This window comes from Micromonospora qiuiae (assembly GCF_016863555.1).
Classification (GTDB): Bacteria; Actinomycetota; Actinomycetes; order Mycobacteriales; family Micromonosporaceae; genus Micromonospora; species Micromonospora qiuiae.
Window position 1 is genome coordinate 53091 of the sequence record NZ_BOPC01000023.1, and the last position, 23502, is coordinate 76592.

The following is a 23502-nucleotide window of genomic DNA, read 5'->3' on the forward strand; positions in this document are numbered from 1 at the left end:
AGTACACTAACCGCACATCACCAGCCCGCTCCCCTCAGGGCGTCGGTTTTTTAATCAGAATCACGCCGCGTGCGGATAACGGCCATCACCAGATAGGGTCGTTACACCGACTGATGATCTCTTTGGGGAGGGCTGTGTGCTGGCACTGGTGGCGATCCATGCACTGACAGCTGTGATCGCCCCGGCGCTGGTGCGGCTCTGGGGCAGGCAGGCCCTCTACCTGGCGGCGCTGGCTCCCGGCGCGACGCTGGTGTGGGCGCTGTCCCACACCAAAGGAGTCCGCTCCGGTGACCCCGTGGTCGAGACGGTGCCGTGGGTGCCGCAGCTCAACCTGGAACTCGCCCTGCGGATGGGCACCCTGTCCTGGCTGCTCGTCGTCCTGGTCGGGGGAGTCGGCGCGCTGGTGCTCGCGTACAGTGCCCGCTACTTCCGGTCCGACGATCCCGGGCTCGGCCGGTTCGCCGCCGTGTTCGTCGCCTTTGCCGGGGCGATGCTCGGCCTGGTCGTCTCCGACGACCTGCTCCTGCTGTACGTGTTCTGGGAGCTGACCACCGTCTTCTCCTACCTGCTCATCGGCTACGACCCGGCCAAGCGCGCCAGCCGACGGGCGGCCATGCAGGCGTTGCTGGTGACCACGCTGGGCGGCCTGGCGATGCTCGCCGGGTTCATCATGCTCGGCCAGCACGCCGGCAGCTACCGCTGGTCCGAGGTCGCCGAGAACCTGCCCGGCGGTGGCTACCTCATGGTCGCCGTACTGCTGGTCATGCTCGGCGCGCTGAGCAAGTCGGCGATCTTTCCGTTCAGCTTCTGGCTGCCGGGCGCGATGGCGGCGCCCACCCCGGTCAGCGCCTACCTGCACGCCGCGGCGATGGTGAAAGCCGGCGTGTTCCTGGTCGCACTGATGGGGCCCGCGTTCGCCGACATCACGCCGTGGCGGCCCGTGCTGCTGGCCACCGGCCTGCTCACCATGTTCCTCGGCGGCTGGGCCGCGCTGCGCCAGTTGGACCTGAAGCTTTTGCTGGCGTACGGCACGGTCAGCCAGCTCGGCCTGCTGATGGTGATCCTCGGCGCCGGCACCCGGGACACCGCGCTGGCCGGTGCCGCCATGGTGCTGGCGCACGCCCTGTTCAAAGCCACCCTCTTCCTCACCGTGGGCATCATCGACCATGCCACCGGCACCCGGGACCTGCGGGAACTCAGCGGCGTCGGCCGCCGCGCGCCGGCCCTGGCGGTGGTGGCCGGGCTCGCCGCGGCCTCGATGGCCGGCCTGCCGCCGATGGCCGGGTTCGTCGCGAAGGAGGCGGCGGTCGAGGCGCTGCTGCACGGCACCGGCGCCGACCTGGTAGTGCTGGCCGGCGTGTTGTTCGGTTCGGTGTTGACCGTCGCGTACACGTTGCGCTTTCTTTGGGGCGCCTTCGCCGACAAGCCCGACACCCCCGCCACCTCGGTCCGGCCGATCTCCTGGCCCTTCCTCGCGCCCGCGGCCGTGCTGGCCGTCGCGGGCGCCGCCGTCGGTGTGCTGGCCCCGGCGGTGGACCGCCTGCTCGCCCCGTACGCCGACCTCTACCGCACCGCCGAGCCCGGCTACCACCTGGCGTTGTGGCACGGACTCACCCCGGCGCTGGGGCTGTCGGTGCTGGCCGTGGCCGGCGGCGTCGGGCTGTTCCTGCTGCTGCGCGGCGAACGCGTGCGGGCCACTCTGCGACTGCCGTTCGACGGCGCCACCGTCTACGAGAGGGCCGTCGGCGTGCTGGACCGGATGGCGGTGGGGCTGACCGGCGCCACCCAGCGTGGCTCGCTGCCGTTCTATCTCGGCGTCATCCTGGTCGTGCTGGTCGTCCTGCCGGGTGGTGCGCTGCTGGCCGGCAGCCCCTGGCCGCAGCGCTTCCACATCTGGGACACCCCGTTGCAGGTGGTCGTCGCCGCCATGATCGTGATAGCTGCGGTCACGGCCGCCCGCGCCCTGCGCCGACTCACCGCGATGATCATGGTCGGCGTGGCCGGCTACGGCATCGCGCTGATGTTCATCCTGCACGGCGCGCCTGACCTGGCGCTGACCCAGTTCCTGGTGGAGACCGTCACGATCGTCATGTTCGTGCTGGTGCTGCGCCGCCTGCCGGCGAAGTTCTCCGAGCGGCCGATGCGGGCCAGCCGCCGCGGCCGCATCGGCATCGGCGTCGCGGTCGGCGCGGTCACCGCCGGCATGGCGTACGTCATGGCCGGTGCCCGCCAGGCCGTGCCGATCTCCGTCGGTTTCCCCGACACTGCTGTCTCGTACGGCGGGGGCAAGAACGTGGTCAACGTGACCCTGGTCGACATCCGGGCCTGGGACACCATGGGCGAGATCGCCGTGCTGGTGGTGGCCGCCACCGGCGTGGCCAGCCTGATCTTCCGGCGAACCCGCGACCTCGGCCGACGTGGCGACATTCCCGGCGACGGCCCGACGGATTACTCCCGGCCACGCTGGCTGACCACCGGTGCCACCGCTCGTGCGCAGTCGGTCATCCTTCAGGTGGTCACCCGGCTGCTGTTCCACGCCATGGTGCTGTTCTCCATCTACCTGCTGTTCAGCGGTCACAACGCCCCCGGCGGCGGGTTCGCCGCAGGCCTGGTCGCCAGCCTCGCCCTGGCCGTGCGCTACCTGGCCGGCGGGCGGACGGAACTCAACGGCGCCGCACCCGTCGACGCCGGCGTGGTGCTCGGTGCCGGGCTGTTCGTCGCCGTCGGCACCGGCGTCGCCGCGATGCTGCTCGGCGGGGAGTTCCTACAGAGCGCCATGCTCGACTTCCACCTGCCGGTGGTGGGGCACATCCACTTCGTCACGTCGGCCTTCTTCGACGTCGGCGTCTACCTGATCGTCGTCGGCCTGGTGCTGGACATCCTGCGCAGCCTCGGCGCGGAGATGGACCGCCAGCACGAGACCGAGGACGACGAGGTACGGGAAAAGGAGCTGGTGTGACACCCAACCTCACCTACGTCATCGTGATCGGCGTGCTCGTCGCCGCCGGCGTGACGTTGCTGCTGGAACGCAGCCTCACCCGGGTGCTGATGGGCGTCATCCTGCTCGGCAACGGCGCCAACCTGCTGCTGCTCATCGGCGGGCGGGCCGGCGGGGCGCCGATCGTCGGCACCACCTCGCAGGAGGAGATGAGCGATCCGCTGCCGCAGGCGATGATCCTCACCGCCATCGTCATCACCCTCGGCATGACCGCATTCCTGCTCGCCCTCGCCTATCGCAGCTGGCACCTCAACGGGCACGACGAGGTGCAGGACGACGTCGAGGACCGCCGAATCATGACTCTTGCGGAGCGCGACGAGGGCCCCGACGGCGAGGACACCGGCGACGATGACGACGACGACATGACGGCAGAGGGCGAGCGGCTGGCCGCCTCGGCGACCCCGGGGAGGTCCGGATGACACACCTGGTCCCGCTGCCGGTGGTGATGCCGCTGCTGGGCGCGGCACTGACCCTGCTGCTCCTCGGCCGCCCCCGCGCCCAGCGGTGGGTCAGCCTGACGGTGCTCACCGCCACCGTCGCGGTCGCCGCGATGCTGCTGGTCCGGTCCAGCCTGGACGGACCGCTCGTGGTGGAGGTCGGCGGCTGGGCCGCCCCGATGGGCATCGTGCTGGTCGCCGACCAACTCGCCGCGCTGATGCTGGTGGTCTCCGCCGCGGTCACCCTCTGCGTGCTGGTCTATTCCATCGGACAGGGCATGGCCGACGGCGACGAGGAGACGCCGCTGTCGGTCTACCACCCCACCTATCTGGTGCTGACCGCCGGAGTGTGCAACGCCTTCCTCTCCGGCGACCTGTTCAACCTCTACGTCGGCTTCGAGATCCTGCTGGTCGCCAGCTACGTGCTGCTGACCCTGGGCAGCACCGAGACCCGGATCCGGGCCGGCACCACCTACGTCGTGGTCAGCCTGCTCTCGTCGGTGATCTTCGTGGTCGCCATCGGACTGGTGTACGCCGCCACCGGCACCCTCAACCTGGCCCAGCTGGTCGACCGGCTGGACGCCCTGCCGGACGACATCCGGCTGGTGTTGCAGGGCATGCTGCTGCTCGCCTTCGGCATCAAGGCGGCGGTGTTCCCGCTGTCGGCCTGGCTGCCCGACAGCTACCCCACCGCTCCGGCCCCGGTCACCGCCGTCTTCGCCGGCCTGCTGACCAAGGTCGGCGTGTACGCGATCATCCGCACCGAGACGCTGCTCTTCCCGGGCGGGCGGACGTCCACCCTGCTGCTGGTCACGGCGGTGTTGACCATGGTCGTCGGCATCCTCGGCGCGGTCGCGCAGTCGGACATCAAGCGGTTGCTGTCGTTCACGCTGATCAGTCACATCGGGTACATGCTCTTCGGCGTCGGACTCACCTCGTCGCTCGGCCTGTCCGCGGCGATCTTTTACGTGGTGCACCACATCACCATCCAGACCACCCTGTTCCTCGCCGCCGGCCTGGTCGAACGCCGGGGCGGCAGCACCGCCCTGGACCGCCTCGGTGGCCTGGCCCGGTTGTCGCCGCTGCTGGCCGTGCTCTTCTTCGTACCCGCGCTGAACCTCGCCGGCATCCCGCCGTTCTCCGGCTTCCTCGGCAAGCTCGGCCTGGTGCAGGCGGGCATAAACGACGGCGGCCTGCTCGCCTGGATCCTCGTCGCCGGCGGATTGGTCACCAGCCTGCTCACCCTGTACGCCATCGCCCGGGTGTGGAATGTCGCCTTCTGGAGGGCACCACACCCAGAGATGCCGCGAGTTGACGACACGGACCGGGCGGCCCGCACCGACGGTGCGGTGGAGCCGGGCCGGGGCGTCGCCACGGCACAGAACAGCGCCGCCACCATGCCCAGACTGATGATCGCGTCGACCGCCGCGCTGGTGGCGTTAGGGCTGGTGCTGACCGTGGCCGCTGGGCCGCTGTTCGAACTGAGCACCGATGCCGCCGACGACCTGCTGCGCCGGACGCCGTACGTCGAGGCCGTCTTCCCGAAAGGTACGCCGTGAGCGCCGACCAGATGACCCCGGCCCCACCGGTCGACCCGCCGAGGCCGCCCCTGACCCGGGCCGCCCGGCGCCGGAACCGGATCATCGCACTGACCGGCCTGACCAGCGTCTGGGTGCTGCTGTGGGGGACCCTCTCCTGGGCCAATGTGATCAGCGGACTGGTGGTGGCCATCATCCTGCTGGCCGTCTTCCCGCTGCCGCCGGTGACCTTCGCGGGGCGGATCCACCCGCTGCCGATGCTGCACTTCTGGCTGCGGTTCCTACAGGACCTCGTGATCGCTTCGATCCAGATCGCCTGGCTGGCCCTGCGGCCGCCCGGCAAGCCGCCGTTCAGCGCCATCATCGCGGTGCCGTTGCGGGTGAACACCGACCTCAACCTCACGCTCACCGCCGAGGCGCTGACCCTGGTGCCCGGCAGCCTGATCCTGGAGGCCGACCGCACCACCGGCACCCTGTTCGTCCACGTCATCAACCTGCGTAGCCGCGAGGAGGTCGAAGAGTTCCGGCGCGAGGTGTACGCCCTGGAGGCCCGCATCGTCGCCGCTCTCGGCTCACCCGACGAACTGCGCCGCATTCGCGAGAACCCGCCGTCGCCACTCGACCTGGAAGGAGCATCACGTTGACTGCCGTCGCCGTGACCGTCACCGCGCTGCTCGCTGTGGCCGGAGGGCTCACCCTGATCCGCATCATTCGCGGTCCGTCGATCCTGGACCGGGCCGTGGCCACCGACGTGATGCTGGCCATCATCGTCGCCGCCATCGCCACCGAGGCCGCCTACACCCGCGACGCCACCGCCCTGCCGGTGCTGGTGGTCCTTGCCGTCCTCGGGTTCGTCGGGTCGGTCAGCGTCGCCCGGTTCGCCGCACGGAGAGACGCCGAATGAGCCTCGACGCCGTGCTCGACGTCATCGCCGCCGCCTGCCTGCTCATCGGTGCGCTGCTCAGCCTCGCCGCCGGGGTGGCCCTGGTGCGCTTCCCCGACCTGCTCACCCGGATGCACGCCGCGGCCAAGCCGCAGGTGCTCGGGTTGTTGCTGGTGCTGCTCGGCTGCGCGCTGCGGCTGCGTACCGGGGTGGACATCACCACGTTGGTGCTGGTCGGGGTGTTTCAGCTCGCCACCGCGCCGGTGGCGGCGCACATGGTCGGGCGGGCCGGCTACCCGCACGAGTACATCCGTACCGACCTGCTGCTCACCGACGAACTCGCCGCCCACCTTGACAAGGTCGCCGCCGGCGACCAGCAGGATCCGGCCCACGCCTGAGGCTGGGCTTGCCCCCGCTACCCCGCCGTTCCGGCCCAGCGGTGCCTGACCGGCAGGGCAATATCAATTGCACCCATGCCGGCCCGGCAATACTCTTCTCCGCGTCAGGGCGAAACGACGAGAGCCGGAAGGAGTACGGCGTGCCGGAACAGAAACCCAACCAGGCCGGCTGTCCTCTGCCGGGTCACGCCTTCGTACCCGCCGGCAGAGCGGCCACCTTCCTGGGCCTGGCCCGCTCACCTCGTCGCCGGCCCTCCGCCGCTGAATAGCGCGCGCACCCTCTCCCTCCCCACCCCCGCCGTGCCCCCACGCCCGCACGTGGCCGTCGATCATGCACTTCTTGCCCGGTCAAAGGGTAGAAAAGCCGTGTTCTGGCGACCGTAAGTGCAAGATCGACGGGGCCGTTCGCAGTTCAGGAGAAAACGATCATGGGATTCAACGTGCTCGCGGGGACGCGGGCGCCGGTGCGGGTGTGGACCGACCCGTACGGGATCGAGCCGCAGGCCGCCCGGCAGCTGCGCAACATCGGTGCGCTGCCGTGGGTGCAGGGTGTCGCGGTGATGCCGGACGTGCACTTCGGCAAGGGAGCCACGGTCGGCTCGGTGATCGCGATGCGGCAGGCCATCTCGCCCGCCGCGGTCGGCGTGGACATCGGCTGTGGCATGTCGGCGGTCCGCACCTCGCTGACCGCCGCCGACCTGCCCGACGACCTGGCCGGACTGCGCCGGGCCATCGAGGATGCGATCCCGGTCGGCTTTGCCCAGCGCGACAACCCGGTGGACCCGCGCCGGGTGCGTGGCCTGGAGCAGCGAGGCTGGGACGACTTCTGGCGGCGCTTCGCCGACCTCGACCGGAGGGTGACGCAGCTGGAGACCCGCGCTCGGCGGCAGTTGGGCACACTCGGCGGCGGCAACCACTTCATCGAGGTCTGCCTGGAACAGGGCGGCGTCAGCGCCGGTCGGGTCTGGCTGATGCTGCACTCCGGGTCGCGCAACATCGGCAAGGAACTGGCCGAGCGGCACATGGCGGTGGCCCGCCGACTGCCGCACAACGCCGACCTGCCCGACCCGGACCTGGCGGTGTTCCTCACCGGCACGCTGGAGATGGACGCGTACCGCCGGGACCTCTGGTGGGCGCAGGAGTACGCGCGGCGCAACCGTGCCGTCATGCTCGCCGTGCTGATGAATCTGATGCGGGAGCGGTTCCCGCAGGTCGGCTACGACGAGCCGATCAGCTGCCATCACAACTACGTGGCAGAGGAGCACTACGAGGGGGTGGACGTGTTGGTGACCCGCAAGGGAGCGATCCGGGCGGGCCGCGGTGATCTCGGCATCATTCCCGGGTCGATGGGCACCGGCTCGTACATTGTGCGCGGCAAGGGCAACGAGTGGGCGTACTGTTCGGCCTCGCACGGGGCGGGACGCCGGATGTCGCGGGCCCAGGCCAAGCGCACGTACAGCACCGCGGACCTGGCGGCGCAGACGTCCGGGGTGGAGTGCCGCAAGGACGCCGGGGTGATCGATGAGATCCCCGGCGCGTACAAGGACATCACCGAGGTGATGGCTCAGCAGGCGGACCTGGTCGAGGTGGTGGCGCACCTCAAGCAGGTGGTCTGCGTGAAGGGTTGAGAGATCCGGCCGGCGCCCGTGGCGGGCCACGGACGCCGGTCGTACCCGCCGGGTCTACCGCGTGGCGGCCAGTGTCACCGGTACGGCGACCAGGTTCGTACGCGAGCCGTCGGCGGCCGACACCTCGTACACCTCGATGGTGCCGGGCTGCTGACGGGCCAGCCGGTAGCCGACGGCGACCCGGTAGGCGCCGCGGCAGCCGGTGCCGCAGGTGGCGGTGGTGAACGCGGTGGCGAGCTGCCGGCCGGCGGCGTCGAGCAACCGGACGCTGACGGTCGCCTCGAACACGTCGGCGGTGCCGAGCACGGTGACCGGGCTGGTCACCCGGTCACCGATGACCGGGCCGGTGACCACGATCGCGGGCAACAGGTCGGCGTAGTCGGCGCGGCCGGCCGGCGCGTCCCGGCCGAAGGCGACCCGCCGGACGGTGGGGAACTGGGTGAGTGTGTAGACCACCTGGGCCTCGCGCGCCCGGGCGGTGGCCGGATCGGGTGCGTCGGGCAGGCGGAGGGTCGCGACACCGTCGGCGATCCGGCTCACCTCGGCGCCGTCGGGCAGCAGGGTGACCAGACCGGCCGCGGCTTCGGCCGGGGTCGGTCCGGCGGCCAGCTCGGTCAGGGCGAGCCGGGAGGTGGCCACCGTGGCCGGTCGGGTCCGTCGGGTCGGCGTGAGCCGCCCGTCGCGGACGTACCACAGCTCCAGGGTGAGGGTCGCGGGCCGGGTGGTGCCGGCGACGCCGGTGCTCGGCGGCGCCGGTGCGTGGGTGCCCCCGGGTGACGGTGCGGCGGTGGCTGACGGGCCGACGCTGGTGGGGGCGGCCGAGGTCGGGGCAGGGGCGGTGGGCGCCGGCCCCAGTGTTCCGGCGCGCGACGGCGCGCAGCCGGTGGCCAGGAGCAGCACGATGGCGACCCCGGTGGCCGCCGGGCGACTCGTGCGGCGCCGCCGGCTCATCTGGCGCCGCCGGGTGACCGCGGTGACGAGTGTGCGGCCGCTGATCCGATCTCCGCGTCCGGGGCGTCGGGCAGGTCGAGTCGGAACCGGGTGCCGAGGCCCGGGGCGCTGTGCACGGTCAGCCGGCCGCCGAGCAGCCGGGCGTTCTCCTGGGCGATGGCCAGGCCGAGCCCGCTGCCGCCGCCGGAGCGCGCCGGGTCGACCTTGTGGAAGCGGTCGAACAGGCGCGGCAGGTGCTCGAGCGGGATACCGGGACCCTGGTCGTCGACCTCGAAGACCACGCGGCCGTGCCGCCGGGTGACGTGCGCCCGGATTTCGCCGTCGCCGTGCTGCACCGCGTTCGCGATCAGGTTGCCCAGCACCCGTTCCAGCCGGCGCGGGTCGGTGCGCAGCCGGACCGGGTCGCCGTCGACGTCGACCCGGTCCCGCCAGCCGCGGGCGGCGAGGATCGCGTGCAGCAGGGCCGGCGCGTCCACGTCGGCGTCGGCGACGGCCACCTGCCCCGCGTCCAGTCGGGAGATCTCCATCAGGTCCTCCACCAGTCGGCGTAGCCGGACCACATCGGTGACCAGCAGCTCGCCGGCCCTACGGGCGTCGGCGGGCAGTTGGTCGAGGTGGTCGCGCAGCAGGGAGGCCGCGGCCACCAGGGCGGTGACCGGGGTACGCAGCTCGTGCGCCACGTCGGCGGTGAACCGCCGCTCCCGCTCCTGCGCCCGGTGCAGCGCCGCGATCTTCGCCTCCAGCGCCTCGGCCATCTCGTTGAACGAGGCGGCCCAGGCGCTGAACTCGTCCCGGCCATGGACCGGTAGCCGGGTGGCGAGCAGTCCTTCGGTGATCGCCCGCGCGGCTCGGCTGGCCCGCCCCACCGGTTCCAGGGTGCGCCGGGCGAGCGTGTGCCCGACGGCGGCGGCGAGCAGCACCACCATGGCCCAGCCCGCCGCGAGGGCGTTGCGCAGCTGGTCCAGGCCGGCGGCGAGATCGCCCTCGTCGGTGATGACGTACAGCTCGACGGTGGAACCGGGGATCCGGCCGCCCACCACGAGCAGCCGGGACAGCCCGGCGCGTTCGTAGCCGAGCTGTCCGGCCGCGACCGTGGCCCGCAGCTGATCGCCCAGCGGCGGCGCGTACGCCGGATGCGACGGCCAGGCGTCCCCGGCGACGAGCACCACGTGCCGGCCGCTGCCCTCGAAGCTGGTGAGCAGCTCGGCGCGGCGCTGTTCGGTCAGCGGCAGGAACTGACCGGCCAGCACCAGTTGGTAGCGGGCGTCGGCGGCGGCGGCGTGCAGCGAGGCGTCGTGGCGGGCCTGCCGCAGCAGCAGGTAGGACCCGCCGGCGAGGACCCCCGCGGAGACCCCGGCGACGAGCACGAACGCGATGGTCAGCCGGCGGCGCAGCCGGCCGGGGCGTACGGTGTCGGGGAGCATCGCCGCCGCCCGATCATCCGGCGGTGAACTTGTAGCCGGCACCGCGCACGGTGCGGATCAGTCGCGGGTTGCCGGGGTCGTCCTCGACCTTCCCGCGCAGCCGCTGCACCGCCACGTCAACCAGCCGGCTGTCGCCGAGGTAGCTGTGGTTCCAGACCCGTTCCAGCAGCAGTTCGCGGTTGAAGACCTGCCCGGGGCGGCGGGCCAGCTCCAGCAGCAGGCGGAACTCGGTGGCGGTCAACGGCAACTCGGCGCCGTCGCGGCGGGCCACGAAGGCGCCCGGGTCGATCTCCAGGCCGCCGATCCGCAGCGGGCCCGGCTCCGGCGGGGCGACCGTGCGGCGCAGCACCGAGCGGACCCGGGCCACCAGCTCGGGCAGGTCGAAGGGCTTGCGCAGGTAGTCGTCGGCGCCGCACTCCAGGCCGACCACCACGTCGATGGTGTCGGTGCGGGCGGTCAGCATGAGGATCGGCACCGTGCTGCTGCGCCGGATATCGCGGCACACCTCGAGGCCGTCCAGCCCGGGCAGCATCACGTCCAGCACGATCAGGTCGACCGGCCCGGCCCGCCAGGCCGCGAGGGCCTGCCGGCCGTCGACGGCGGTGTCGACCCGGAACCCGGCGCGGCGCAGCCCGAGGGCGGTGACCTCCCGGATGGAGGCGTCGTCCTCGACCACCAGCACGCGGCCGTCCATGATGCACCCAGGGTAGTCCGCGGGCGGCCGGGCGTCGCTCGGCGTGACGGCCGGGAACGGGGGACCGGCCGGCGCCGGACCCCCGCCCCCACGGTCGGTCACTGCTGCCACTGGTGCGCCACGTCGAGCACGATCCGGCTGTGCGTGCCGGGGCCGGCCAGCAGGAAGACCCGGAACGGCAGCCGCGCCCGCACGCCGACGGCGAAGGTGGTGTAGCCCTCGAAGCTGCCGCCGAAGACCACGTCGCGCAGGGTCTGGTACCGCACCACGTTCGCCGCGTGGTCGCCGACCCGGTATGGCACGGTGGCGAGGTGCTCGTCGTCGTAGGCCGGCGCGCGCAGCGAGACCCGCAGCAACGCGCCACCGGCGGTGTACGGCGACAGCGCCAGTCCTTCGCCGTCGGTGTACGTCTCGCCGTAGCCGACCGAGTAGCCGGTGACCGGACCGTCGAACTCGAACACCACGCGGTCGTGGCAGTCGTGCTGGCCGGTGCGTACGGCGATCAGGGGTGCGCTGCTCATCGGCCCGGTCGTCTTGTCCCCGCTGCCCCAGGTGATCCCGCAGTACGGCGCACCGGCCGCCGTCCCGGGTGTGGCGGTCGCGGCTGCGGCGAGCAGCGCCGCGAATGCCACGACCAGCGCGGTCATGGTCCTTCTGATCCTCATCGTCGTTCCCTCTCTTCTTCGCCCGTCGCGTGCGGGCGGAGACCTTGTGGCTTCACTGTCGGAGTGGCGTGCCACCGGAGCTTCACCGTGACGTAACACCCGGGTAACAGCCGTCCCGGCGGTATGACACTTTTGCGATGACAGCCAGCCGACGGCGACGATTAACATCGACGCACATCGATTGCGATGCGTCGGTGCGCCGCACAATCCGCAGGGGAGCGCGTGATGATCCGACGACGACTGCTGCGCGTGGCCACCGCCGCGTTGGCGGCGGTGCTGGCGGCGACCGGGGTTCAGGTGGTGACCGCCACCGGCGCCTCGGCCGCCCGGACCGTCTACTACGACGCCAGCCGGGCCGGCGAGTTCCGGACCAACTTCGACCAGGCCGCCCAGATCTGGAACAGCCGGGTCAGCAACGTCCGGCTGGTGCCGGGCACACCCGCCAGCGTCACCATCCTCGTCGACGACGGCTGGCCCCGGGCGCAGGTCACCGGGCTGGGCTCCGGCCGGATCTGGATGGGGTGGCAGGCGGTCAACCAGGGCTACCACCGCACCCGGATCGCCAGCCACGAACTCGGCCACATCCTCGGCCTGCCCGACCGGCGCACCGGGCTCTGCTCCGACCTGATGTCCGGCAGCAGCGCCCCGGTCTCCTGCACCAACGCCAATCCCAGCTCGGCCGAGGCCAACCGGGTCGACCAGCTCTTCGCCGGCAGCCTCAGCTCGGCCGTCACCGGCAGCTACACCTGGACCGGGGACTCCGACGTCGGGACGTTCGTGGTCGGCGGTCGGCCGGCCACCGAGAACTACCCGTGGCTGGTGTACACCTCGGGCTGCACCGGCACCCTGATCAAGGCCAACTGGGTGCCTCCATCTTCGGTGACCTGCCCGCCATCCGCTCCTGGATCAACACCCAGGTCGGGGGTCTTTCCGCCTGAGTCCGGTCCTCCCCTCCCGCGCGAATGGGCGCGCGCGGGAGGGGATCGGCGGCGTGCGATAGTGGATGGTCGTGAAGCGGTACGGGATGTTGATCCTGCCTTCGAGTAACCGGGTGTACGCCGGCGCCGCCGTCGACCTGACGCGGGCCGAGCTGAAGATTTTCGGGGACGCGGTGTTGGGCGGGCGGATCGGGGCGGTGGAGACCGACACCGTCGGCGGGGTCCGCTACGTCACGTTCGACGTCGACGGCGGGCTGAGCGAGCGGGACGCGGCGCTGCTGGGTAACCTCTCCAGCGCGTACGCGCTGTTCGAGTTCGTCGGCGATCTGCTGCGCCCGGTGCCGCTGACCCGGCTGGACCGCTTCGACGACGATCTGATCACCATCCAGAAGTACCCGGGCAAGACCAACGAACAGTTCACCAAACTGCTGCTCAACCTCACCCTGCTCGCCTCTGCCTGGGCCGAGGAGCTGCTCACCCGGCGGTTCCGGGTGTTGGACCCGCTCTGCGGCCGGGGCACCACGGTCAACCAGGCGATGATGTACGGCTTCGACGCCGCCGGCCTGGACCGGGACGGCAAGGACTTCGAGTCGTACCAGGCGTTCCTGACCACCTGGCTCAAACGCAAGCGGATCACGCACCGGGTGCTGGAGTCCGGGCCGGTACGCCGGGAACGCAAGGTGGTCGGCCGGCGGCTGCGGCTGGAGGTGGCCGCCTCGAAGGAGGCGCGCAAGGCCGGCGACGTGCAGACGGTGGACGTGGTCAGCGCCGACACCACCCGGGCCGGCGAGTTCTTCCGCCCGGAGAGCATCGACCTGGTGGTGGCCGACGCGCCGTACGGCGTCCAGCACGGCAGCCGTACCGCCGAGCAGGGCCTGGCCCGCGACCCGCTGGCCCTGCTCGCCGCCGCCGCGCCGGGCTGGGCGCGACTGCTACGCCCCGGCGGTGCCCTCGGCATCTCCTGGAACACCAACGTGGCCCGGCGTGAGGCCGCCGCCGAACGCCTGACCGCCGCCGGCCTCACCGTCCTGGACCACGCCCCCTGGCACTCCCTGACCCACCGCGTAGACCAGGCCATAACCCGCGACATCCTCATAGCCCACAAACCCACCCCCTAACCCATCCCACCCGTATAGCCCCAGAGCCCTCGAGCCCGGCCGCCAGAGCCCTCGCGATCTTGCACTTTCGGTCGGGATATAAGCCACGGAACACCGCTTATCAGCGACCAAAGGCGCAAGATCGCGAGGAGGAGTGAGGGGGGGATGGGGAGGTTGACGGGAGTGGGGTGGGTGGTGACAATCGATTTACGTAACTGTTAACGTTCACAGGGCTTGTTTGGGTCCGGTGCCGCGGTCTCGGTGTGACGGTGGAGTTGGTCGCGCTGGGGAAACAGATGGCAGGTGTGATGATGCGTACGAGGGGACGATGGCTCGCTGCGGTCGCCGCGCTCGGTCTCGTGGCCGCCGGGGTGGCGGCACAGCCCGGTACGGCCAGCGCGGAGTCCAACGGCGGGGTGCGGGTGATGCCGCTCGGCGACTCCATCACCGAGGGCACCCAGATTCCGGGCGGGTACCGCATAGGTCTGTGGCAGCGCCTGGTCAACGGGAGATACACCGTCGACTTCGTCGGGTCGCAGTTCAACGGGCCGGCCAGCCTCGGTGACCGCGACCATCAAGGGCATCCGGGTTGGCGCATCGACCAGATCGACGCCAACATCGTCGGCTGGCTGAACACCCAGCGGCCGCGGAGCGTCCTGCTGCACATCGGCACCAATGACATCCTGCAGAACTACAACGTGAGCACCGCGCCGAACCGACTCTCCACGCTGATCGACCGGATCACGAACACCGCCCCCGACGCGGACGTGTTCGTCGCGCAGATCATCACGCTCACGAACAGCAACCAGGCGGCGGCCGTACGCACCTTCAACGCGGCGATTCCCGGCATCGTGCAGAGCAAGGTGAACGCGGGCAAGCGGGTACACCTGGTGAACATGCACAGCGCCCTGACCACCGGCGACCTGATCGACGGCATCCATCCGACCGCCAACGGCTACGACAAGATGGCCGCGGTCTGGTACGCCGCGCTGCAATCGGTACCCGGCAGCATCGGCACCCCGGGCAGTGGCGGCGGAGGGCAGGCCAGTGCGATCGTCGGCGCTGCGTCCGGCCGGTGCCTCGACGTCCCGGGCTACAGCACCGCCAACGGCACCCAGCTCCAGTTGTGGGACTGTCACGGCGGCACCAACCAGCAGTGGACCCACACGTCCAGCCGGGCGTTGACCGTCTACGGCAACAAGTGCCTCGACGCCGAGGGCTACGGCACGTCGCCGGGCACCCGGGTCACCATCTACGACTGCCACGGTGGGACGAACCAGCAGTGGCAGATGAACGCCAACGGCACCATCACCGGCGTGCAGTCCGGACTCTGCCTGGACGCCAACGCCGCGGGTACCGCCAACGGCACGAAACTCGTCCTCTGGACCTGCAACGGCCAGCTCAACCAGCAATGGAGCCGGCGGTAGCCGCGACCACCGCCGGCTCGGGTCAGAAAGCTCCCGACCGGCCTCAGCGGCCCTTGGCCTGAGGTCGGGCGGGGGTGGGGCCGAAGGTGGTGAGGAAGCGGTCGCGGAAGGCGTCCATCGGCCAGACCGGGGCGGCGGTGTCCGGCGTCAGGCCCTCCTGCCAGCCCCAGTCGGTGATCCGCTCCAGCACCGCAGGGTCCTTCGCCAACAGGTGGATCGGCACGTCCGGGTTGGGGTTGTCGCCGGTGACCACCGGGGCGGGCTGGTGGTCGCCCACGATGACCAGCACGGTGTCGTCGTCGCCGTAGGTCTCCAGGTAGGAGATCAGGGTACGCAGCGTGTAGCTGATCGAGTGCCGGTACCCGGTGCGGGCCTGTGCCGCCGGGGTGCCGATGACGCCCTGCCGGAACACCTCGCCGTCGTCGATGTCGTCCCACCCGACCAGCGAGGGCACCTTGGTCCACGGTGAGTGGCTGGAGACCAGCGACAGCTCGGCCATCACCGGCCGGTCTCGCGGCCCGGCGAGTTCGCGCTGGTGGAACCGGTGCAGAGCGAACTGGTCGGGCATCGGCGCGAAGGCGAACCTCGGTCCCTGATAGCCCAGGTCGGGCCCACTGTAGAACTGCTCGTAGCCGTAGAACGCCCCCTCCGGCCACGCCTGGTTGACCGCCGGCATCACCCCGACCGTGCGCCACTGCGCTCGGGCGAAGGCGTCGCCGAGGGTGAACCGGTCGCTGGCGAGCAGGCTCTTGTGGCGCTGGTTGTTGTCGATCCACAACCCGGACAGCAGGGTGGCGTGCGCCAGCCAGCTCGCCCCGCCCACCGTCGGGGAGGTGAGGAAGCCGCTGCGGGCGGCGAAGCCCTTCGTGGCCAGCCGTTGCGCGCCCTCGTCGAGGCTCCGTTGGATAGACGCGAACTCGGGGTCGGAGATCGCGTCCCGGCCGTAGCTCTCCACGAACGCGATCAGCACGTTCTTGCCGCGCAGCCCGGTGAGCAACTGGTCGGCGGGCACGTCCCGGAACGGGTCGACGCCCACCTCGGTGGCGAACGCCTTGCGGTCGGCCAGCCGGGCCCGCACCTCGGACGCGTGCTCGTGGACGAGGGCGCTGGCGTTGGTGTCGGCCACCAGCACGCCGGTCACGATCCGGGCCTGGAACGCGGCGAGCAGCGCCCAGACCACCACCAGCGTGGCGACGACGCGGGTGGCGCCCGTGCGGTGCCGGACCAGCAGCCCGGACAACCGCACCGCGGACAGCGCGCTCAGCACGGGTACGGCCAGCAGCACCAGACCGAGACCCACCGCGATGGCGATCGCGCCGGGCCGGCCGATCGACTCGGCCACGAAGGTGAACGCCTCGTCGAGCAGCGACCAGTCCAGCACCAGGTCGAAGGGGCGACCCAGCGAGGAGTAGAAGCCCAGATCGCCCACCTTCACCGCGACGATCAGGCCGAGCAGCACGCCGGAGACCGCCGCCACCACCCGCCGGGAGCGGCCAGGCAGGGCGAGCAGCAGCGCGGCGAGCAGCAACGCCTCCAGCGGAATCCGCAGGAACGCGCCGGGTGCGATCTGCCAGGGCCGGTTGGGCAGGGTCAGCGCGACCAGCACCAGCGCGGCGGCCAGGCCACTGACCATCCCGGCCAGCACTCGGCGCCACCGGCCGGGCTGTTCGGTCGGGCCGGTCTCGCTCGCTGTGGCGCGGCGGGGGCCGGCCGCTGCGGTGTCCGGGCGCTGTGTCGGGCCGGTCTCGCTCGCCGTGCTGGCAGGCTCCCGGCTCGGTGCGGTGTCCGGCCCGGCGGTGGCAGCCGTGGCCTGATCGGAGATCGACAACTGGTTCTCCCGGATCAGCGCAGCGACAGGACGGGCGCGGTCGACAGGTCACGGCCCTCGGGCCGGTCGATGCTCCGCCTGGCGATCGGCACCGTCGGCACGAGCAGCGCCGGCACCGGCCGGCCGGCGCGGTGGCGCCACAACCAGACCACGTCCCGGCCGAACGACTCGACGAGCATGCCGAGCGCCACGACCAGCAGCAGCGCCGTCAGCGGCCCCGGCAGTACCTCGGAGGCGGCGACCGCGAGCATGATCCCCTGGACCGCGGCGACCACCTTACGCCAGTAGCGGGGCGGCAGTTGCGCGTCCAACCAGGACAGCAGCCAGCCGGCGACCAGGAACGCGTACCGCATGACCCCGATGAGGAGCACCCAGGCCCCGACCGACGGGGCGACGTAGAGGCTCAGCATCAGCACCAGGAACGAGTCGACCTCCATGTCGAAGCGGGCACCGAGGGCGCTGACCGTCCCGGTGCGCCGGGCCACCTGGCCATCGACGGCGTCCAACGCCAGGGCCACCGCCATCGTGGCGACCAGCACACCGGCCGGCGCGGCGCGGCCGGTGACCAGCGCGTCGGTGATCAGCGCGGTCACCCCGCCGACCAGCAGCCCACGGCCCATGGTGACCCAGTCGGCCGGACCGAGCCGGGCCGAGCCGGCGCGCCGCAGGCCACGAAGGAGCGCCAGGCAGGTCACGGCGCCGTACGCCAGCCCGGCCAGCCAGCCCACCGGGCTGAGACCGACCGCCGCAGCGAGCCCGGCCAGTAGGACGATCTGGACGATCAGCCCGATTTGCGGACCGGTTCGAACCTTGGACACCGTGCCTCCGTGTTTATGATCGACGACCCCTGTCAGGGACATACGGGAAATACGACCGATCGGTTCGGTCCGGACGCAGGTAAGGGAGAAGTGCCGGTGACGCGAGCGGCCCACGCCTTCTGGCTCAGCGCGCCCGGCGTGGGCGAGATCCGCCCGGTGACGCTGCCCGAGCCGCGCGCCGGGCAGGTCCTGGTCCGCGCCCGCTACTCGGGGGTCAGCCGGGGCACCGAAACGCTGGTCTTCGCCGGTCGCGTGCCCACCAGCCAGTACGCGGCGATGCGCGCGCCGTTCCAGGAAGGCGACTTTCCCGCCCCGGTCAAGTACGGCTACCTCAGCGTCGGCGAGGTCGAGCAGGGGCCGGCGCGGCTGCTGGGGCGGACAGTGTTCTGCCTGCACCCGCATCAGAGCGCGTACGTGGTGCCGGCCGACGCGGTGACCGTCGTACCGGATCGGGTGCCGGCGGCCCGCGCGGTGCTGGCCGGCACGGTGGAGACCGCCGTCAACGCGCTCTGGGACGCCCCACCGCTGATCGGTGACCGGGTCAGCGTCATCGGTGGTGGCATGATCGGCTGCGCGGTGGCAGCCCTGCTGGCGCGTTTTCCCGGCGTCCGGGTGGAACTGGTCGACACCGACCCGTCCCGGGCCGAGGTGGCCGCCGCGCTCGGCGTCGACTTCGCCGCGCCGCAGACGGCCAGCGGCGGGCGCGACCTCGTGGTGCACGCCAGCGCCAGCGCCGCCGGGCTGCAACGCGGTCTGGATCTGCTGGCACCCGAGGGCACCGTGCTCGAGTTGAGCTGGTACGGCGACCGGCCGGTGCAACTGTCCCTGGGCGCCGCCTTCCACTCCGGCCGGTTGACCATCCGCAGCAGCCAGGTCGGTCGGATCGCCCCCGCGCGCCGCGACAGCCGCAGTTACGCCGACCGGATGGCACTCGCCCTCGACCTGCTGGCCGACCCGGCGTTCGACGCGCTGATCACCGGCCGGTCGTCCTTCGCCGAGCTGCCCGACGTGCTCACCCGACTCAGCGCGGGCGACCTGCCCGCGCTGTGCCACCTCATCACCTACGACGGGGAGTGATCCGTGTTCAGCGTGACCGTCCGTGACCACATCATGATTGCCCACAGCTTCCGCGGCGAGGTCTTCGGCCCGGCCCAGCGGCTGCACGGCGCGACGTTCGTCGTCGACGCCACCTTCCGCCGCCCCGACGTCGACGACGACGGCATCGTGGTCGACATCGGGCTGGCCACCGGGCAGCTCAGCGCAGTGCTCGGCGAGCTGAACTACCGCAACCTCGACGAGGAACCCGCCTTCGCCGGCACCAACACCACCACCGAGATGCTGGCCCGGACCATCGCCGACCGGCTCGCCGACCGCGTACGCGCCGGCGACCTCGGTCCCGGTGCCCGGGGACTGACCGGGATCATGGTCACCCTGCACGAATCGCACGTCGCCTGGGCCAGCTACGAACGGTCGCTCGGCGTCGGCGAGGAGACCGCCTGACGTGCCGGTGCTGCACGTGATCCTGCCGGGCGACATCGACGACCCGGCGTCGCCCAGCGGCGGCAACGGCTACGACCGGCGGATCTGCGCCGGACTGGCGGCGACGGGGTGGACGGTGCGGGAACATCCCGTACCGGGAGCCTGGCCCGAGGCGTCCCCGGCGGAGCACGCCGCGCTGGCGCAAGTGCTCACCGGCCTGCCCGACGACGCGCTGGTGCTCGTCGACGGGCTGGTCGCCTCGGTGACGCCGGACGCCCTCGCCGCGCACGCTCGGCGGCTGCGCCTGGTCGCCCTGGTGCACCTGCCCCGCGACGACGACACCGAGGCCCGGGCGTTGGCGAGCGCCACCACCATCGTCGCCACCAGCGTCTGGACCCGCGAGCGGCTGCTGCGGCGGTACCCGCTGCCCGCCGACCGGGTGCACGTGGCGGCGCCCGGAGTGGACCCGGCGCCACCCGCGGCGGGCTCGCCGACCGGCTCGGCGCTGCTCTGCGTCGCCGCGGTGGCCGTGCACAAGGGACACGACGTGCTGGTCGAGGCCCTGGCCGGGGTCACCGACCGGTCCTGGGCGCTGACCTGTGTCGGCGCACTGCACCGCGACCCGGCGTTCGTGGACCGGCTGCGCGAACGGCTCAGCGTCCACCGGCTCGCCGGGCGGGTCCGGCTGACCGGACCACTGACCGGCGACGGGCTCGCCGCCGCGTACGCCGCCGCCGACCTGCTGGTGCACCCGTCGCGAGGGGAGACGTACGGGATGGTGGTCACCGAGGCGTTGGCGCGCGGCATTCCGGTGCTCGCCACCGCCGTGGGTGGTCTGCCGGACACCCTCGGGCACACCGTGGCCGGCGTTCGCCCCGGTCTGCTGGTGCCGCCCGAGGACCCGGCGGCCCTGGCCACGGCGCTGCGGCAGTGGCTGGACGACCCGGCGCTGCGAACGGACCTGCGCCAGGCCGCCGCGCAGCGTCGAGCCACCCTCGACGACTGGACCAGCACCACCACCCGGATCACCACGGCGCTGAAGGAGGCGATGGCACGGTGAGCGAGACAGGCGTCGGCATCGATCTACCGCCGGATTTCGCGCAGTGGCTCGCGCTGCGGGAACCGGCCGACGTGGCGGCCCGGTCGACCGAACTGGTCGACGCGGTCCGCGCGATCCTGACCGGGGACGGGCCCTTCGTCGTGCACGACCTCGGCGCCGGCACCGGCTCGCTGGGGCGCTGGCTGGCACCGTTGCTGCCCGGACCGCAGCACTGGATCCTCTACGACCAGGACCCGGACCTGCTGGCCCGGGCCGCATCCGGGCGGCCCGTCACCGCCGTCGACGGCGCGCCGGTGACGGTGCGTACCCGCCGGGCCGACCTGACCCGGCTGACCGCCGCCGACCTGGGCGGCGCCGACCTGGTCACCGCCTCGGCCCTGCTGGACATGCTGACCGCCGCGGAGCTCGAACACCTGGTCGCCACAGTTGCCGAGGCCGGTTGCCCGGCGCTGTTCCTGATCTCGGTGACCGGCACGGTACGGCTGGCCCCGGCCGACCCGCTGGACGCCGAGGTCGCCGCCGCGTTCAACGCGCACCAGCGCCGCATCCGCGACGGGCGGCGACTGCTCGGCCCGGACGCCCCGGACGCCTGCGCCGCCGCGTTCGCCCGGCACGGCGTGACCGTGCGAACGCGGCCCAGCCCGTGGCGGCTCGGCCCGGAGCAGGCCGCCCTGGCGGCGCAATGGTTCACCGGTTGGCTCGACGCGGCCCGGGAACAGCGCCCCGAGCTGACCGAACGCACCCGTGAATACGCGCGACGCCGGCTGGCGGAGGCTGAGGGCGGCCGGCTCGCGGTGGTGGTGGAGCACGCCGACCTGCTGGCCGTGCGCCGTTGAACCGGCGGCCCGTAGGTTTCGTGCGTACAGTCAGGAAAGATCGTCATGCCGGGGAGGCCGCGTTGGGGGATCGAGCTGGTGACACCACGCCGCCCGAGGCCGGCCCGACACGCCGGCCGCACTGGGGATGGCTGCGGCTGGCCCTGGGGCTCGCCGTCCTGGCCGGGCTGGTCTACTGGCTGGGCACCGGACCGTTCCTGGCCGGGCTGCGGCTGATCGACGCGCCTGCGCTGCTCGCGGCCCTGGCCATCGGCGTGCTCACCACGGTCTGCGCCGCCTGGCGGTGGAGCCTGGTCGCCGGTGGGATCGGCGTGCGGTTGCCGCTGCCGCAGGCGGTGGCCCACTGCTACCGGGCGGTGTTCCTCAACGCCACCCTGCCCGGGGGGATCCTCGGCGACGTGCACCGGGCGGTGCGCCACGGCCGCGAGGCCGGCGATGTCGGCCGTGGCATCCGGGCCGTGGTGTGGGAGCGGATGGCCGGGCAGATCGTACTGGTCGCCGTCGCGGTCGTGCTGCTGTTCGCCTTCCCGTCGCCGGTGCGCCCGTACCTGCCGGCGGCGACCGCGGTCGCGCTGGCGGTGCTGGCCGGCGTGCTGCTGGCCGCCCGGCTGCTGCCCGACTCCGGTGCGTCGCGCTGGACCCGCGCGCTGCGCACCGCCGTATCCGACGTTCGCGCCGGACTGCTCGGCCGGCGCACCTGGGCGGGAGTGCTGTTCGCCTCCGCGCTCGCCGTCGCCGGGCACCTCGCGACGTTCCTGGTGGCGGCCCGGACGGCCGGCTCCACCGCCCCGCTGAGCCTGCTGCTGCCGCTGACTCTGCTGGCCCTGCTCGCGATGGGCGTGCCGGCCAACATCGCCGGGTTCGGCCCCCGCGAGGGGGTGGCCGCGTGGGCGTTCGCCGCCGCCGGCCTGACCGCCGCCGAGGGAGTGGCCACCACGACGGTGTACGGCGCCCTGGTGCTCGTCGCGAGCCTGCCCGGCGCCGCCGTGCTGCTGGCTCGACGTGTCCGTGTACCCGCCACCGTCTGACGAGGAGACGCATGTCCGAATCACTGCCTGTCGCCACCATCCGGACGCAGGTCACCGTGCCGCTGCGGTTCCCCGACGGCTACGCCACCACTGCCCGGCTGTTCACCTTCGACGGGCTGGTCGACGGCCGGGAGCACCTCGCGTTCGCCCTCGGCGAGAACAACGGCGCTTCCGGGGCGCCGCCGCTGGTCCGCCCGCACAGTGAGTGCCTCACCGGCGACGTGTTCGGCAGCCAACGCTGCGACTGCGGCCCGCAACTGCGCGAGGCCGTGCAGCGCATCGCCGAGGTCGGCGGGTACCTGCTCTACCTGCGGCAGGAGGGCCGCGGCATCGGCCTGTACGCCAAGCTCGACGCGTACGCGTTGCAGGACGCCGGGCTGGACACGTTCGAGGCCAATGTCGCGCTCGGCCATGCCGAGGACGAGCGCGACTACAGCGTCGCCGCGCAGATGCTCGCCGCGCTCGGCGTCGGGGCGATCGCGGTGCTGAGCAACAACCCGGAAAAGACCGAGCAGTTGAGTCGGCTCGGGGTGACCGTGACCGAGCAGGTGCCGACCGGGGTGTTCCTCTCCGCGGCCAACGCCGACTATCTCGCGGCGAAGGCCAGCCGCGCCGCCCGTACCGCCGACCTTCCGTTCGTCCGGTGACCGGCCCGCGGGCGGCGCAGCGGCCGTACGTGCTGCTCAGCTGCGCCACCTCGATCGACGGGTACATTGACGACGCCACCGACGAGCGGCTGCTGCTCTCCAACGACGCGGACCTCGACCGGGTCGACGCGGTCCGGGCCGGCTGCGACGCGATCCTGGTGGGCGCCGGCACGGTTCGCCGCGACGATCCCCGGCTGCTGGTGCGCTGCGATCGCCGTCGGGCCGATCGGGTCGCCCGCGGCCTGCCGGAGTCCCCGGCCCGGGTGACCGTCACCGGCTGCGGTGACCTGAACCCGGACGCCCGGTTCTTCACCGTCGGCGCCACGGACCGGATCGTCTTCTGCGCCAGGGCAGCGTTGGAGAAGACCCGGCACCGGCTGGGCGAGCGGGCCACGGTGGTTGACGCCGGCGATCCGGTCGACCTGGCGCTCGTCCTGGCCGACCTCGCCGAGCGGGGCGTACGCCGGCTGCTGGTGGAGGGCGGCGCCCGGATACACGGGCAGTTCCTCACCGCCGGGCTCGCCGACGAGTTGCACCTGGTGGTGGCGCCCTTCTTCGTCGGGGACCGGCGGGCGCCGCGGTTCGTCGGCGAGGGGCGGTTCCCGTGGCATCCGGGGCGGCGCGCCCGGGTGCTGGAGGCCCGCCAGATCGGCGACGTGGTGCTGACCCGCTACGCCCTGTCGGAGCGCGGCGATGCGGCCTGACCGGTGTCGAGCCGGTGCCACGAT

At 72.3% G+C, this 23502-nt stretch carries 22 protein-coding genes and 1 pseudogene; 17 read left to right on the top strand and 6 right to left on the bottom strand.

Annotated features, from left to right (window positions below; all coding sequences use genetic code 11):
* The first annotated feature begins 136 nt into the window (after positions 1-136).
* The 7 genes from Vqi01_RS09020 to Vqi01_RS09050 all read left to right on the top strand — a co-directional run bounded on the left by Vqi01_RS09020 (position 137) and on the right by Vqi01_RS09050 (position 7882).
* On the top strand, positions 137-2959 hold the full coding sequence (locus tag Vqi01_RS09020) for a Na+/H+ antiporter subunit A (RefSeq protein WP_204034206.1): 2823 nt from the start codon (positions 137-139) through the stop codon (positions 2957-2959).
* Complete coding sequence (locus tag Vqi01_RS09025; RefSeq protein WP_204034207.1) at positions 2956-3417, top strand: Na(+)/H(+) antiporter subunit C; 462 nt, start codon at positions 2956-2958, stop codon at positions 3415-3417. Before Vqi01_RS09020 ends, Vqi01_RS09025 begins: the two co-directional genes overlap by 4 nt.
* Complete coding sequence (locus tag Vqi01_RS09030) at positions 3414-4994, top strand: Na+/H+ antiporter subunit D (protein ID WP_204034208.1); 1581 nt, start codon at positions 3414-3416, stop codon at positions 4992-4994. Before Vqi01_RS09025 ends, Vqi01_RS09030 begins: the two co-directional genes overlap by 4 nt.
* Positions 4991-5617 (top strand): Na+/H+ antiporter subunit E, encoded by a 627-nt coding sequence (locus Vqi01_RS09035; RefSeq protein ID WP_239098272.1) that lies wholly within the window; start codon positions 4991-4993, stop codon positions 5615-5617. Before Vqi01_RS09030 ends, Vqi01_RS09035 begins: the two co-directional genes overlap by 4 nt.
* Positions 5614-5877, top strand: coding sequence for a monovalent cation/H+ antiporter complex subunit F (locus Vqi01_RS09040; RefSeq protein ID WP_204034209.1), 264 nt, complete (start codon positions 5614-5616; stop codon positions 5875-5877). Before Vqi01_RS09035 ends, Vqi01_RS09040 begins: the two co-directional genes overlap by 4 nt.
* Entirely contained in the window at positions 5874-6254 is a 381-nt protein-coding gene (gene mnhG / locus Vqi01_RS09045; protein ID WP_204034211.1) for a monovalent cation/H(+) antiporter subunit G, read from the top strand. Before Vqi01_RS09040 ends, mnhG begins: the two co-directional genes overlap by 4 nt.
* A 428-nt stretch (positions 6255-6682) precedes the next feature.
* On the top strand, positions 6683-7882 hold the full coding sequence (locus Vqi01_RS09050; protein ID WP_204034212.1) for an RtcB family protein: 1200 nt from the start codon (positions 6683-6685) through the stop codon (positions 7880-7882).
* A gap of 54 nt (positions 7883-7936) precedes the next feature.
* Here the strand turns inward: Vqi01_RS09050 and Vqi01_RS09055 are convergent, their stop codons facing one another.
* From Vqi01_RS09055 to Vqi01_RS09070, 4 genes are all read right to left on the bottom strand, one after another.
* Positions 7937-8833, bottom strand: coding sequence for a Gmad2 immunoglobulin-like domain-containing protein (locus Vqi01_RS09055; RefSeq protein ID WP_204034213.1), 897 nt, complete (start codon positions 8831-8833; stop codon positions 7937-7939).
* Complete coding sequence (locus Vqi01_RS09060) at positions 8830-10257, bottom strand: ATP-binding protein (RefSeq protein WP_204034214.1); 1428 nt, start codon at positions 10255-10257, stop codon at positions 8830-8832. Before Vqi01_RS09060 ends, Vqi01_RS09055 begins: the two co-directional genes overlap by 4 nt.
* A gap of 13 nt (positions 10258-10270) precedes the next feature.
* Positions 10271-10951 carry a response regulator gene (locus tag Vqi01_RS09065; RefSeq protein WP_204034215.1) on the bottom strand — a complete coding sequence of 227 codons (681 nt, stop codon included), beginning with the start codon at positions 10949-10951 and terminating at the stop codon, positions 10271-10273.
* A 98-nt stretch (positions 10952-11049) separates the two neighbouring features.
* Positions 11050-11616 (bottom strand): AMIN-like domain-containing (lipo)protein, encoded by a 567-nt coding sequence (locus Vqi01_RS09070; RefSeq protein ID WP_204034216.1) that lies wholly within the window; start codon positions 11614-11616, stop codon positions 11050-11052.
* Positions 11617-11841: 225 nt separating this feature from the next.
* Here Vqi01_RS09070 and Vqi01_RS09075 point away from each other — a divergent pair.
* From Vqi01_RS09075 to Vqi01_RS09085, 3 genes and pseudogenes are all read left to right on the top strand, one after another.
* Positions 11842-12516: pseudogene (locus Vqi01_RS09075) on the top strand (snapalysin family zinc-dependent metalloprotease); the annotation flags it as partial.
* A 109-nt stretch (positions 12517-12625) separates the two neighbouring features.
* Positions 12626-13672, top strand: coding sequence for a TRM11 family SAM-dependent methyltransferase (locus Vqi01_RS09080; RefSeq protein WP_239098273.1), 1047 nt, complete (start codon positions 12626-12628; stop codon positions 13670-13672).
* 275 nt (positions 13673-13947) lie between these two features.
* Positions 13948-15078: a ricin-type beta-trefoil lectin domain protein gene (locus Vqi01_RS09085; protein WP_372444334.1), complete on the top strand. Its 1131-nt coding sequence runs from the start codon at positions 13948-13950 to the stop codon at positions 15076-15078.
* Between the two features lie 43 nt (positions 15079-15121).
* Here Vqi01_RS09085 and Vqi01_RS09090 read toward each other — a convergent pair whose 3' ends face one another.
* Together Vqi01_RS09090 and Vqi01_RS09095 are read right to left on the bottom strand one after the other, a co-directional pair.
* Positions 15122-16906 carry a sulfatase-like hydrolase/transferase gene (locus tag Vqi01_RS09090; RefSeq protein ID WP_239098274.1) on the bottom strand — a complete coding sequence of 595 codons (1785 nt, stop codon included), beginning with the start codon at positions 16904-16906 and terminating at the stop codon, positions 15122-15124.
* A gap of 14 nt (positions 16907-16920) precedes the next feature.
* A complete protein-coding gene (locus Vqi01_RS09095) occupies positions 16921-17724 on the bottom strand; it encodes a CDP-alcohol phosphatidyltransferase family protein (RefSeq protein WP_372444335.1) in 804 nt (267 codons plus the stop codon).
* 96 nt (positions 17725-17820) lie between these two features.
* On the opposite strand from Vqi01_RS09095, the gene Vqi01_RS09100 reads away from it, so the two are divergent.
* The 7 genes from Vqi01_RS09100 to Vqi01_RS09130 all read left to right on the top strand — a co-directional run bounded on the left by Vqi01_RS09100 (position 17821) and on the right by Vqi01_RS09130 (position 23478).
* Positions 17821-18801, top strand: a complete 981-nt coding sequence (locus tag Vqi01_RS09100) for a zinc-dependent alcohol dehydrogenase (protein WP_204034219.1) — start codon at positions 17821-17823, stop codon at positions 18799-18801.
* A 3-nt stretch (positions 18802-18804) separates the two neighbouring features.
* On the top strand, positions 18805-19224 hold the full coding sequence (locus tag Vqi01_RS09105) for a 6-pyruvoyl trahydropterin synthase family protein (protein WP_204034220.1): 420 nt from the start codon (positions 18805-18807) through the stop codon (positions 19222-19224).
* A gap of 1 nt (position 19225) precedes the next feature.
* Positions 19226-20263, top strand: a complete 1038-nt coding sequence (locus tag Vqi01_RS09110) for a glycosyltransferase family 4 protein (RefSeq protein WP_204034221.1) — start codon at positions 19226-19228, stop codon at positions 20261-20263.
* Positions 20260-21099, top strand: a complete 840-nt coding sequence (locus tag Vqi01_RS09115) for a class I SAM-dependent methyltransferase (protein ID WP_204034222.1) — start codon at positions 20260-20262, stop codon at positions 21097-21099. Before Vqi01_RS09110 ends, Vqi01_RS09115 begins: the two co-directional genes overlap by 4 nt.
* A 131-nt stretch (positions 21100-21230) precedes the next feature.
* Positions 21231-22127, top strand: coding sequence for a lysylphosphatidylglycerol synthase domain-containing protein (locus tag Vqi01_RS09120; protein ID WP_239098283.1), 897 nt, complete (start codon positions 21231-21233; stop codon positions 22125-22127).
* 11 nt (positions 22128-22138) lie between these two features.
* Entirely contained in the window at positions 22139-22774 is a 636-nt protein-coding gene (locus Vqi01_RS09125) for a GTP cyclohydrolase II (protein WP_204034225.1), read from the top strand.
* Positions 22771-23478: a RibD family protein gene (locus Vqi01_RS09130; RefSeq protein WP_204034226.1), complete on the top strand. Its 708-nt coding sequence runs from the start codon at positions 22771-22773 to the stop codon at positions 23476-23478. Before Vqi01_RS09125 ends, Vqi01_RS09130 begins: the two co-directional genes overlap by 4 nt.
* Positions 23479-23502: the final 24 nt, after the last annotated feature.

Coding starts and splice junctions, on each gene's coding strand:
- Vqi01_RS09030 (WP_204034208.1), top strand. CDS start 3,414: ATGACACACCTGGTCCCGCTGCCGGTGGTGATGCCGCTGCTGGGCGCG.
- mnhG (WP_204034211.1), top strand. CDS start 5,874: ATGAGCCTCGACGCCGTGCTCGACGTCATCGCCGCCGCCTGCCTGCTC.
- Vqi01_RS09050 (WP_204034212.1), top strand. CDS start 6,683: ATGGGATTCAACGTGCTCGCGGGGACGCGGGCGCCGGTGCGGGTGTGG.
- Vqi01_RS09055 (WP_204034213.1), bottom strand. CDS start 8,833: ATGAGCCGGCGGCGCCGCACGAGTCGCCCGGCGGCCACCGGGGTCGCC.
- Vqi01_RS09060 (WP_204034214.1), bottom strand. CDS start 10,257: ATGCTCCCCGACACCGTACGCCCCGGCCGGCTGCGCCGCCGGCTGACC.
- Vqi01_RS09065 (WP_204034215.1), bottom strand. CDS start 10,951: ATGGACGGCCGCGTGCTGGTGGTCGAGGACGACGCCTCCATCCGGGAG.
- Vqi01_RS09070 (WP_204034216.1), bottom strand. CDS start 11,616: ATGAGGATCAGAAGGACCATGACCGCGCTGGTCGTGGCATTCGCGGCG.
- Vqi01_RS09085 (WP_372444334.1), top strand. CDS start 13,948: ATGGCAGGTGTGATGATGCGTACGAGGGGACGATGGCTCGCTGCGGTC.
- Vqi01_RS09125 (WP_204034225.1), top strand. CDS start 22,139: ATGTCCGAATCACTGCCTGTCGCCACCATCCGGACGCAGGTCACCGTG.